At 39.6% G+C, this 12,437-nt stretch carries 11 protein-coding genes; 7 read left to right on the top strand and 4 right to left on the bottom strand.

The annotated features are described in order from the left end of the window. Positions 1-9 precede the first annotated feature (9 nt). Positions 10-696 (top strand): Type 1 glutamine amidotransferase-like domain-containing protein, encoded by a 687-nt coding sequence (locus tag H9648_RS02450; protein WP_191752660.1) that lies wholly within the window; start codon positions 10-12, stop codon positions 694-696. Positions 697-762: 66 nt separating this feature from the next. Next, complete coding sequence (locus tag H9648_RS02445) at positions 763-1,362, top strand: superoxide dismutase family protein (RefSeq protein WP_191752176.1); 600 nt, start codon at positions 763-765, stop codon at positions 1,360-1,362. Between the two features lie 57 nt (positions 1,363-1,419). Here H9648_RS02445 and H9648_RS02440 read toward each other — a convergent pair whose 3' ends face one another. The 3 genes from H9648_RS02440 to H9648_RS02430 are packed head-to-tail and all read right to left on the bottom strand — an operon-like array spanning position 1,420 to position 4,027. Beyond that, a complete protein-coding gene (locus H9648_RS02440; protein WP_191752175.1) occupies positions 1,420-2,223 on the bottom strand; it encodes an ABC transporter permease in 804 nt (267 codons plus the stop codon). Positions 2,224-2,226: 3 nt separating this feature from the next. Beyond that, positions 2,227-3,015, bottom strand: coding sequence for an ABC transporter permease (locus H9648_RS02435; protein ID WP_191752174.1), 789 nt, complete (start codon positions 3,013-3,015; stop codon positions 2,227-2,229). Continuing rightward, complete coding sequence (locus H9648_RS02430) at positions 2,999-4,027, bottom strand: ABC transporter ATP-binding protein (protein ID WP_191752173.1); 1,029 nt, start codon at positions 4,025-4,027, stop codon at positions 2,999-3,001. Before H9648_RS02430 ends, H9648_RS02435 begins: the two co-directional genes overlap by 17 nt. A gap of 803 nt (positions 4,028-4,830) precedes the next feature. On the opposite strand from H9648_RS02430, the gene H9648_RS02425 reads away from it, so the two are divergent. Together H9648_RS02425 and H9648_RS02420 are read left to right on the top strand one after the other, a co-directional pair. After that, positions 4,831-6,570, top strand: a complete 1,740-nt coding sequence (locus H9648_RS02425; protein WP_191752172.1) for a mechanosensitive ion channel — start codon at positions 4,831-4,833, stop codon at positions 6,568-6,570. A gap of 134 nt (positions 6,571-6,704) precedes the next feature. Continuing rightward, positions 6,705-7,433: a ZIP family metal transporter gene (locus H9648_RS02420; RefSeq protein ID WP_191752171.1), complete on the top strand. Its 729-nt coding sequence runs from the start codon at positions 6,705-6,707 to the stop codon at positions 7,431-7,433. A gap of 76 nt (positions 7,434-7,509) precedes the next feature. Here the strand turns inward: H9648_RS02420 and H9648_RS02415 are convergent, their stop codons facing one another. Further along, positions 7,510-8,265: a hypothetical protein gene (locus H9648_RS02415; RefSeq protein ID WP_191752170.1), complete on the bottom strand. Its 756-nt coding sequence runs from the start codon at positions 8,263-8,265 to the stop codon at positions 7,510-7,512. A 374-nt stretch (positions 8,266-8,639) separates the two neighbouring features. On the opposite strand from H9648_RS02415, the gene pyrH reads away from it, so the two are divergent. The 3 genes from pyrH (at position 8,640) to H9648_RS02400 (ending at position 12,345) form a co-directional block, all read left to right on the top strand. Beyond that, positions 8,640-9,374 carry a UMP kinase gene (pyrH, locus tag H9648_RS02410; protein WP_191752169.1) on the top strand — a complete coding sequence of 245 codons (735 nt, stop codon included), beginning with the start codon at positions 8,640-8,642 and terminating at the stop codon, positions 9,372-9,374. Between the two features lie 362 nt (positions 9,375-9,736). Beyond that, positions 9,737-11,260: a spore germination protein gene (locus H9648_RS02405; RefSeq protein WP_225218679.1), complete on the top strand. Its 1,524-nt coding sequence runs from the start codon at positions 9,737-9,739 to the stop codon at positions 11,258-11,260. Then, on the top strand, positions 11,257-12,345 hold the full coding sequence (locus H9648_RS02400; RefSeq protein WP_191752168.1) for a Ger(x)C family spore germination protein: 1,089 nt from the start codon (positions 11,257-11,259) through the stop codon (positions 12,343-12,345). The genes H9648_RS02405 and H9648_RS02400 overlap by 4 nt, the downstream gene beginning before the upstream one ends. Positions 12,346-12,437: the final 92 nt, after the last annotated feature.

The following is a 12,437-nucleotide window of genomic DNA, read 5'->3' as shown; positions in this document are numbered from 1 at the left end:
CAAAACATCATGAAACAAATTATTGCGATGGGTGGAGGAGGCTTCTCCATGGAACCCGATAACAAAAGGTTAGATCGCTATATTCTGAAGCAAAGTAGGGCTGATCGACCACGGGTTTGTTTTATTCCAACAGCAAGTGGAGATGCAGATGGATATATCGAACGATTTTATACAGCTTTTCAATCGGAAAACTGTGAACCTACACACCTTTCTTTATTTTCACCGCCTGAACATTTGGAGAGTTTTGTAGAGCAGCAGGATATTTTTTATGTAGGTGGAGGCAATACAAAAAATCTCCTAGCACTATGGAAAGAGTGGGGACTAGATGTTCTTTTAAAGAAAGCTTACGAAGATGGAAAGATCTTAGCAGGACTCAGTGCGGGATCTCTATGCTGGTTTGAAGAAGGCGTAACAGATTCGTTCGGTCCATTAGCTAAGCTGGATTGTTTAGGGTTCATAGCAGGAAGTCATTGTCCGCACTATGATGGAGAACAAGAACGAAGACCTGCTTATCATAAACTCATAGCGAATGGACTGAAAGCGGGATATGCTGCAGATGATGGAGCGGGATTACACTTTGTGAATGGCGAACTGCATACCGTTGTCAGTTCAAGGGAAAACGCGAAAGCCTATTTTGTAGAATTTAATGGAGAGAACGTGAACGAGCAGGAGCTTGAGCCACTTTTTTTAAAATAAAGGTTTAAAGTTCTGATGATTGGGCGGAAAATGTACTATTCGTTAATCATCAGGAGGTAAATCGCTTTGAAAAAATTAGGAACGGTTTTGTTGTACGTGGTGCTCGTACTCTTACTCGCATCATGTGGGAACAAAGATAAAGAACACGAGCATAAAAATCATGATATGGAAGAGTCCAAAGCTCAATCCCAAGCTGCATCTAGTAAGGTGAAAGGCGGATCTTATATCGTAAACCTTGTTAATGCAAAAGGAGATAAAGCAGGAGAAGCAACGTTAACCCAAACAGGAGATGGCGTTAAGGTAGAAGTGAACGCGACTGGGGTAAAGCCAGGGGAACACGGCATTCATTTTCATGAAAATGCAAAGTGTACGCCACCAAACTTCACGTCTGCAGGAGCACACTTTAATCCTACCGAAAAAAAGCATGGATTTCTTAATCCGAAAGGACCTCACGTAGGAGATATTCAAAATGTGAAGGCAGATAAAAGCGGAGTCGTTAAAGATGAAGTATTATCCAACCTCGTGACACTTTCTGAAGACAGTAAAAACTCTCTTTTTGCTAATGGTGGAACATCACTTGTTATCCATGACATGGCCGATGACTATAAAACAGATCCATCAGGGAATTCAGGAGACCGTGTGTTGTGTGGAGTTATTAAAAAGTAAGGCTATTCAAACAAAGCTGGCACCTCATCATAACTGATAAGGTGCCAGCTTTTCATTTTAACTTCCTGTACTCGTAAATGCCTTCAGCCCTCTATTCCAAAACCAGTACGCAAAGATGCAAGAAACAATTGCGACAACGGGTGTTAAGAGAGCCAATCTTTCAAACCCTGAACCTTCGATAAAATATGCTGCAGGATAAAAAGCAGTAAATCCATAAGGAACAATCCATGTTAGGAAGTGACGAATTCCTTTATGATAGATCGTTAAAGGATAACGAGCAAAATCACTTAAATTAAAGATTGTCCAAACAATTGGCAGACTGTCGACCATCCAAAACGATAAAGTTGCAAAGAAGAGGTTGATCGCAACGAAAATAAAACCTGATGCGATGATCATGACAACAAGTATGAAAAACTCTAAAACCCCCCATGAGATGCTTAAATGTGGCATCGCTGTACCAATTACGATAATGCCAATGAACAACTGACCAAAACCATCTTGCTGCAAGCGATCTGCAATAAAATGAAACAGAGGATTGATCGGTCTGATCAAGAGACGGTCGAATTTTCCTGGTCGAATATACTGCCAGCCAAGTGTCCATAGATTATCAAAGAATATATGATGGATGGAGCGGCCAGTAGCAGCAATCCCGTAAATAAATAAAATTTCATAAAAGGTCCAACCGTTTAAGGCATGGATATGATCAAAAACAATTTTAACGAAGAAAATTCCTGCGAACTGCTGAAGCATAACAGAGAGGACGCCAAGTAAGAAATCCATCCTGTACTCCAACATGACTTTTAAGTTTTGCTTGCAGAACAAATAATATAATTTTATGTAACGTGATAGCATAAGCGTCACCTCCTAACCTCCAAAAATAGTTACCTTTTTTATTGCGATTGACCATAACACTCTTAATAGGACAAAGAGTGAAACTGCCCAAAATACTTGTGATCCGAGCGCTAGCCAGGCTTCTGTTCCTGAGAGGATGCCCGTGTAGATCGCAACTGGTACATAGACCATCGCTTGGAACGGCAGAAAAAGACTTATTGTTTGAAACCATTCTGGAAAGAGAATAAGCGGGACAAGCGCGCCAGAAAAGAAGGAAATAACCGCTTCTTTCATGACTTGAAGACCCCAAAGATTTATGGTCCAAAAAGCGAGGATTGCAATCAATAGATCAAAAAAAGTACCAATCCAAATACCCATAAATGCACTGATGAAGAATAATAGACCACTTTGCCATGAAGTTGGCAGTGTGATATCCATAAAAATAAATGCAAGAATGCTAAGGGGCAGAGCACCGCGTACGAAATGAATCACTTTATCACCTAGATCCATAGCAACTAAGCGAGTAATCAAGTTGTATGGCCTCATCAGTTCAATGGCAACATTTCCGTCTTTGATCGTATGTGCCAGTTCCTGTCCTACGCCTGAAACAAACATCTGTAGAAACATTGCAATGATGATATACGTAATCATGCCTTCAAAAGGCAGACCTTCTATTTCCGTTCGGCTGCTGTATACGGCTTTCCAAAAGAAATAGATGACAAGCATTCGTAGCAGAATAGAAAAAGTATTAGCCCAGAACCATGCTGAATAGGCAGCATGTACTTGCATTTGCACTCTAGCAAACTCAACGTATTTCCTCATGCTGAACCTCCTTCTTCATGCCTCTTCCATAAATTTCTTCTACAATTGTTTCTATCTTTGCATCAGCAATGGTTAAATCAGCCACAGAATAATGATTCATCATCGTATGGATGACTTCTGCACCAGAGATATGTTTGTTGCTGAAAGAGAGGGATACAAGATGAGGATCTTCATCACTTGTTGGGAGAACCTCAGTTAAGGCACGAATTTCTTCCGGCAAAACAAATGAATCAGCAGCATCTTCTAGTTCAAAATGAATAACACGCTTATCGCCAAACTGCGATTTGATATCTTGGATAGAACCATCATAGATCACACTGCCATCATCGATGATGATGATTCGCTGACAGATCTCTTCGATGTCCTGCATGTCATGAGTGGTGAGAAGCACGGTTGTGCCGTATCTAGCATTCATTTGTTTAATGAAAGCGCGAATTCGAACCTTTACCGCAACATCTAATCCGATAGTAGGTTCATCCAAATAGACAACTTTTGGTCGGTGTAAAAAAGCTGCAGCGAGTTCACAGCGCATCTTTTGTCCTAACGAAAGCTGCCTTACAGGGATACCTAGCAATGGCTCTAAATGAAGTACGTCTACGAACTCTTTTAAAGTCTCTTCATATTGCGCTTGAGGAATCTCGTAAATGTGTTTAAGAAGTTCATAGCTTTCTCTGACCGGAATGTCCCAGAATAATTGTGTACGCTGACCGAATACAGCACCAATGTGACTTGCGTTTTGTTGTCTGTTCTCGTAAGGGATGATTCCGTTTACCTTAACCTCTCCTGAAGTTGGAGTGAGAATTCCTGTTAACATCTTAATCGTTGTAGATTTCCCAGCACCGTTCGCCCCAATATAACCAACCATCTCTCCAGCATTAATATGCATGTTAATCTTCTTCACAGCTTTTTTTGTTTCAAATTTCCTATGAAACAATGATTTAATGGCTCCTCTTAACCCGGGATCTCGTTTTGCAATCTTATAATGTTTTTCTAAATTTTTTACGACGATCATATTTGTTCTCCTTAAAAATGGACACAAAAAAACCACAGACAAATACCTGCGGATGTGTGTGCATATGTAATTTTTTGCTCACCAAAAAAACACGCTAGGTTATAAATCGAAGGGATATGAAGTTAGTTTGATTGTATGATAGAAATCCACATGTTATCCTTCTCCTTTTTGAAAACGGTTGCACTTAGTATACCGAAAACAACAGAAAATGTAAAATATATCCTTGTTTTCAAATAGAAAGCGCTAGTTTAACTAAATCAGCCTTTGGGAAAGTAGAGCTAATGTAGATGTTTTTTATGAAAGGCTCTTTTCTATAGCATTGTTGATTTTGACTTTCTATTAAAAATACTTCCTCGATAAGTTGATTGAAGCGTAAGGTGCGAGACTCCTATGGGACGAGCGGTAAGTTCGAAATGTGGAAGTGGCTCGTCCAGCCCCGACAAGCAAAAGTTGAATGGGCTATGAAGGCGCACTTTGCCTTCTTGACCGTTAAACTTTTGACCTCGAGGGGCTAGCCACTGCATCTAGACAGGTGGAGACTCCTAATGGCGCAAAGCGGCAGACAGAAAAGTGGAAGTGACTCGTTTAGCCCCGACAAGCAAAAGGTAAATGGGCGAGGACGGCGCACCTTGCTCATCACAGACCGTTTAACTTTTGACCTCGAGGGGCTAGTCACTGCAACTAGACAGGAGGCTCACCGCACGCCCCATGGAAAGCGAGCAACCTGGAGCGGAAATCAACTACTTTCGTGGTACAACAATGAATATGAAAACAGCCTTATCAAAAAAAAAAGGAGGACGAACATGTACGATTACAATGGAGTTACAGATTCTTGGATGGCTTATTTAGGTAGATTGCCAGATTTGCTTCTCGCTATTTTAGTTTTATTAATTGGCTGGCTAATCGCCTCATTGGTTGCAAAAGCAGTAAAAAAAGCATTACACAAAACAGATTTTGATAATAAAGTCGCGAGGTGGATGAAACCTGATATTCATGAAGACCAAATAGAACAAACCCGTACAAGCAAGTATTCTTCTGAAGAAGTAATTAGTAAAGTTGTATTTTGGATTCTGATGGCAGTAGCCATTGTTATGTTTTTGAACATGCTCAGTCTTCCGTACGTCGCACAACCGATCTCAAATGCTTTAGGTGTGATTGCGGCAGCAATTCCTAACCTACTTAAAGCAGCACTAATCGCGGCGGTGGCTTGGTTGATTGCCTCTGGCTTATCGATCCTAGTTAAAAAGCTAGGTCAGAACACAAGGTTTGAAAGGTTACTACACCGTTGGAAACTGACTCGTGATCCTCGTCAATCCGACAAAGCTGTTCTCTCTGCATCAAAGGCAGTATTCTACCTCACATTGTTATTGTTCCTGCCAGCTGTGTTATCTGCTTTAGGCATTGAAGCCATTTCTGAACCATTGGAGGGTATGCTGACAGGTCTCTTCGCATTTTTACCGAAACTTCTAGGAGCAGCAATCATTCTTTTTGTAGGGTGGTTAGTTGCTAAGATCGTTAAAGAGATTATCGTTAATTTCTTAGAGAGCATTGGTACAGACCGATTAGCTTTAAAACTTGGTGCCGAACGTGCACTAGAAAAGACATCTCTTTCTCAGATCATTGGAACAATCGTTTATGTATTTATCTTAATTCCAGTTGTTATTTCAGCTTTAGAAACGCTTAATATTAATGGGATTTCAGGTCCTGCAATTGGAATGCTAGGTCAGATCATGGACATGATTCCGAATATCATTGTTGCCATCCTTTTAGTAGCTGTTGGATTATGGCTTGGCAAATGGGTGAAACAAGCAGTTACCTCTTTATTAGAACGAGTTGGATTCAATGGTATCTTCTATAAGATGGGCCTTGGTTCACTTCATAAAACAAATCAGACGTTTACGATCTCAGAAATGATTGGATATGCGGCTCAAGTCGTTGTTGTGCTGCTGTTCACAATTGAAGCACTTCAGCTCGTTAAGCTAGAGAGCTTAGTAAACATACTATCAGTTGTACTTGCATATATCCCGATGGTGTTAACAGCTGTGTTGATACTAGGAATCGGCTTTTATGCTGGAGACCTAGTGAAACGTGTTGTTCAAAGTATGATCAAACAACAAACAGAAGGAAAGCTCCTTGGCAATATCGCAAAGTATACGATAATCACACTAGCATTCTTTATGGCTCTTGATCAGCTTGGAGTAGCGAAAACAATTGTAAATGCTGCATTCATCCTTATTTTAGGTGGCTTTACGATTGCGTTTGGTCTAGCATTCGGTTTGGGTGGTCGTGAAGCGGCTGGACGTACGCTGAATAAATGGAGTCGTAAGATGGAAGAGACGACGATTCAAAGTCCAGACCCAGCAGAATGGAAAGACAAGACGAGTTTAAAAGATTTCCGTGCAGATTCTTCTAAACCGGAAAGCAATCTTATAGACGTAGAGATTAATAAACCGCATACAATTGCAAAAGATCGCCAGTTCGATCATTTAAACACACCAAGTGATGAATTTGGTATAAACAATAAACCAAAACGAAATGAGTAAATAAACGATAGAATGAAATCGGCTCATAGAGGTGAAACTATCCCTTTATGAGTCTTTTTTATCTGTTTGGCAGTCGTGTTTTTAATACATTGCTTATTAGATAAGATTATAAATGAGGAAAGGAGTTAAACAGTATGCTACTTGCCGCCTTTTGGGGAGGAATAGCAGGTTCTGCTGTACTTTTAGGATGTTTTACAGCACTAGCTTTTCGTATTCCTAAAAAATGGACAGCTTGGATTATGGCTTTTGGTACGGGAATTTTAATAGGAGCCGTTTCTTTTGAACTCTTAATTGAGGCAGTAGAACAGAGTGATTTGATGGTTACATCTGCTGGCTTTATTTTCGGCGCAGCTCTCTTTACAGGAATAAATAGCTTTCTAGCTAAAAAGGGTGGCCATGAAAGGAAGAAATCAGGCGATAAGAAAACAAAAGGTGTAGGCATGGCAATTTTTCTTGGCACTTTGTTAGATGCCATTCCAGAATCTGTTCTAATTGGTGCGAGCTTGATCGATCATAGCAAAGTAAGCTGGCTCCTTGTCGTTGCCATTTTTTTAAGTAACTTTCCTGAAGGGTTATCAAGCTCGATCGGGTTGTTAAGAGAAGGGTTTTCACGCCGTAAGATTCTAGGTATGTGGATTTCTGTTTTTCTTATTTCTTCACTCGCCGCGTTTCATGGGTTTCTCTTGTTGGAAAATGCCTCAGTAGCTTCACTTTCGTTGATCGGCGCATTTGCAGGAGGTGCCATCATGGCGATGGTAGCGTCTACCATGTTGCCTGAAGCACATGAAGATGCTGGAGTAGCTGTTGGTTTTATAACATCCTTGGGACTTTTATGTTCGCTGCTACTGACTCATCTATCATAAAATGAGCCTAGGAGTTGATAAAACAAAAAAAGCTGCCAAAAGTAAGAATCCTTACTTTTGAACAGCTTATTGATGATTAAAGTTTGAACCAGCCTCTAGATTCTAAATCTTCAGAGTTTCTCTTCTTATGCTTCTTTTTCTTCCAATGATCGTGCGTTGAGGAAGACTTTTTACACCAGCTAGAAGATGAAGATGAAGATGAAGATTCTTTTTTGCACAATAGTACAGAAGAACTGGAAGATGAAGAGGATGAAGAAGATGAAGATTCAGGTTTACACCAGATGATGGATGAACTTGAAGAAGATTCTTTCTTACACTCTACTTTACATTCTTTCTTTTTGCCGCATGGATTTTCTTTTTTACAGCATAAGATTCTGCAGTTGCTGCTTTCGTCGTCACCGATCTCGCCTGCTTGCGTAATAAAGTTGATAGAGCCGATCGCAATAATTACAAGTTCGTCGTCTTCTACTACTTGAATGGATGTGCGGTTAACACGAGTTAGGACGCCTTCCACTTCGCCATCATCGTCACTTCCGTCATTCACTCTTACTTTACAGTTGATCAACTTTCGTAAGATGCTTTGGAACGTATCATTACAGACTTTCTTACGATCCGTGTTGCAACAGTTTCTGTCAGTTGCTACTGATACAGATCTTACATTATTTAAAGGAAAGTAAAGAACCTCTCTGTCATCTGTCTTGATTGCGATAAAATCTCTTCCAACACAGACGAGTTTGCCAGACTCTTCTACATCTTCCCCTGCTCTGACTGTAACGTGCTTACATAATAAATTAGCAAGCTCTCGAGGTGAGAGTTTGTGTTTACAATTCAAAATATTGCCTCCTGGTAATGGTATTGACTATTTCTTGTCCATGCATTATATGTAACAAGTTTTGAAAGTGCATATGACACTTGTCTATAATTACGATAATAAACCGTATTTTTTTGTTTTTCATTGTGTGATGAATGTTAAAGCTGAAAATGAGCTGATAACAAAAGTTAGATTTCACCTCAACCCATTTTTTGTATATAATGAGTGGAAAGAGAAAAAAGAGGAGGGATTGTAATGAACGGGACACGAAACAAGAATACTCATTCCATTACAATCCATCTTATTAATCGAAAGAACAGATGACATATTTATTGTCATTTGTTCTTTTTTTGTACAAAGTTTTCTTTATGTGTATGAAGAAGGAGGAAAAGCAGATGCGATATAAACGAGTACTGATTAAATTAAGTGGTGGAGCGCTCGCTGGCCAACAAGGATCAGGTTTTGATCATCTTTCTTTAAACCATATTGCAAAAGAAGTGTTATCTGTTCTTGAAAAAGGTATTGAAGTAGCTATCGTTGTAGGTGGAGGTAATATTTTTAGAGGAAATTTAGCAGAGTATTGGGGCATTGAAAGAGTTGAAGCTGACCAGATCGGAACGTTAGGAACAGTCATTAATAGCTTGATGCTTAGAGGAGTCCTGAAAAGTAAAATAGACCAAGAAGTAAGAGTCATGAGTTCTGTTCCAATTAGTGCTGTAGCAGAACCTTACATCCGTTTAAGAGCGGTACATCATTTAAACAAAGGATATATCGTCATTTTTGCTGGTGGCAATGGTCAGCCTTATGTGACGACGGACTATCCTGCAGTTCAAAGAGCGCTCGAGATGAACTGCGATGCCATACTCTGTGCAAAGCAGGGAGTAGATGGTGTGTATGACAGCGATCCTAACCGTTTCAAACAAGCAAGGAAATATGCTACTTTGCATTATGACGAAGCGATAAGGAACAATTTAAAAGTGATGGATCAGTCGGCGTTAATTCTCGCTCGTGATCATGGATTGCCGATCCATCTCTTTGATTTTAATCAAGAAGGATCGTTTCTGAAGATATGTAACGGTGAAGATGTAGGCACATTTATCAGTCACAATATAGAAACAGCTCTGGTATAAATACTTTATTTAAAAGCTTTTTTGCATATTACATTGTTGCTCTTGAAAGTTAGTTGATTTCCGTTACAGATGCTACCTTTCCACGGGGCGAACGGTGAGCCTCCTGCCGCTACGCGCCTTAAGGAGTCTCCACCTGACCGCTCGTCCTGTAGGAGTCTCGCATCTTCCACTTCAATCAACTTGTCAATGAAGTAACCAAAGCGTTTGTAAGCAAAAATCCTTTAATAAAGAAGCTCTATAAAGATTCATTTCGTAAAAAATACGACTTTCTTAAAGCATTCCTGTCATGGGCGGGAATGTTTTTTTGTATATTTCGACTCACCTCACCTCATATTAAGAAGTAGAAAAGAGGTGTGAGTCTTATGATGAAATGGTTTAAAAAGAAGCCGAAAGAGCAGAGTCATACGATTGATCTGTCTGATAATACGTATAGCGATATTAGAGAGCTTGTGGATAATGCGAAGGAGTCTGCTGATTTTATCCATTATCCTCAAAAGACGGTGCATCACCATATTTACATTTCTTATTATAAAGCGATGATTGATGGAGAACTGCTTCATCGAGATCTGCTTCCTTATTTAATACATAGCAAAGATTTTAGAAATATAAAAGATTTAAAAGATATATTACCGATCGAGAGTGTTACGATCACAAATGATATAAAAGAGATTCAAAATAAACTATTACGTGGTTTTATCGTTGTTCAACTAAGCGAATATGATGAAGAATGTGCAGTCATTCGTGCCGAGAACTTTGCAACAAACCGTCCAGTATCTGTATCTGAAATTGAGTTCTCTGTAATAGGACCGAAAGAAGCTTTTATTGAGAACTTAGACAGCAATCTGTATTTGATCCGAAGAAGATTGCCTGTTCCTGAACTTCGTTTTAAAGAAGTCGTGCTCGGAAAATTCTCTAAAACACGTGTTATCATCGCTTATTTAGAAGGGATTGCTGATAAAGAAAATCTGAACACCGTGATGCAGCGACTCAAGGATATTGAACTAGAAGTTATTCCCGATAGTTCTTATTTAGAGCAGATCATATCGGATAATACGAAGTCAGTGTTTCCGCAGCTTATAACAACCGAACGGCCTGACAGGGTTGTGTCCATGTTGAATTATGGACAAATTGCCATTCTCTCGGAAGGTTCACCTCAAGCACTTCTCGGACCAACGGGAATCTCAGAATATTTTGCTTCACCAGAAGATTACTATTTATCATGGGTCCTAGGCTCACTCTTCCGCTTCATACGCTTTATTTCTGTTATTTTTTCAACTTTTGCAACACCGCTTTATGTGGCTGTTCTAACTTATCACTATCAAATGATTCCTAAAGATCTATTGGCGCCATTAATCTCGTCACGAGTGAACATTCCGTTTCCGCCTATATTAGAAGTGTTGTTTTTAGAGTTGACGATTGAACTGTTGAGAGAAGCGGGAGCTCGTCTACCTACGAAAGTGGGTCAAACACTCGGGATCGTTGGAGGTATTGTAATCGGCCAGGCGTCTGTAGAAGCGGGGTTAACGAGTAATATTCTCTTAATCATCGTATCACTATCTGCACTAGCTTCGTTTACAACACCGATCTATAAAATGGCAAATACGATTCGAATCCTTCGTTTTCCATTTATCTTTTTTGCAGCACTTTGGGGCGGAGTGGGTATCGTACTTGCTATGTCATTTATTTTAGTCCATCTTCTGCGACTAGAATCATTAGGCAGACCATATCTACAGCCGATCTATCCGCCGCGTTTATTAGATATGACGGATACGATTTTCAGACTTCCATACAACCGACTGTTGAAACGCCCCATCTCATTAGGCACTAATCTGCCATCTAAAGATAAGGTTAAAGAAATGAGAAAGAAAAAGGATATCGACGAATGAAAAAATATTACAGACTGCTTATTCTTTCTTTTATCTTTATATTGGCAGGATGTGTGCCTAAAGAGATCATTGATGAAGTACAGCTTATCCATGCCATTGGTTTTGATAAGAAACCAGATGAAAGTATTCAAGGAACGATCACTTATCCGGTGTTTAATATGGATGGAAATGTTCGAGTTGAAACATTAACAGCAGTCTCTCATACGAGCCGGTTTATTCGATCTAAACTCAATACACAATCACCTAAAACTCTCACAACAGGACAATTGCGTGCCGTTCTTTTCAATGATCGTTTTGCCGAAAAAGGAATATTAGAGATCGTGAATTCACTATATCGAGATCCTAATGTAGGAAATCGTCTATTTTTGTCTGTTGTAAATGGTAGCACGAATGAACTTTTAACAACGAAGTATACAGCTTCTGCTCTTCCGTCCATGTACTTAGCGGATTTGCTCGATCAGAACATTAAGAGTGAGAATTTACCCAAAACGAATCTGCATGTTTTTCTTTATAGCTATTATGGGGAAGGGATCGACCCATTCTTACCCATCGTAAAGACGCATAAAAAATCGATCCAGCTAGAAGGGATAGCTCTGTTTAAAGGGGATAAGTATGTAGGAAAGTTAAATCATCGCCAATCCTTTCCTTTTAAAGTTCTTCTGGACGGCTCCAAGTCAGGTAACTATGAGGTGGAGATTAAAAAAGAAAAAAGGAAGGGCCATGCTGTAATTCGTAATATTAAAGGGACGACAACCTATAAACTAAAAAAAGTGAATGGTATCCCTCAATTTAACTTAAAGATGAAGATTCTTGGTGAGATTCATGAGTACCCACATTGGTTGAACCTTGAGGAACCAGCGAACATCGCTCTCGTTGAAAAGACATTGACGAAACAATTACAACGAGAAGCGCAGGGGGTCGTTAAAAAGTTTCAAAAATTAGAGGTAGATCCCCTTGGTCTAGGAGATCAAGTGAGAAGGCGTGAAAAAGGTTGGGACTATAAAGTTTTTCAGAAGCAATATCCTTCTATGAAAATTAATGTATCAACTGACGTAGAGGTTGTAGAGTCTGGGGTTATCGAATAGTGTATCTTAGCAGCTTTTCATTCGTTATGGAAAGCTGTTTCTTTGTATTCTCCTTTCTGCGGACAAAAAAATAAATCGATCGCGAATATTTA

Origin of the sequence: Fictibacillus norfolkensis (assembly GCF_014836645.1) — a bacterium.
Classification (GTDB): Bacteria; Bacillota; Bacilli; order Bacillales; family Fictibacillaceae; genus Fictibacillus; species Fictibacillus norfolkensis.
Note: the sequence above shows the minus strand (reverse complement) of the source record. Positions and strands in the feature narration are given on the sequence as shown.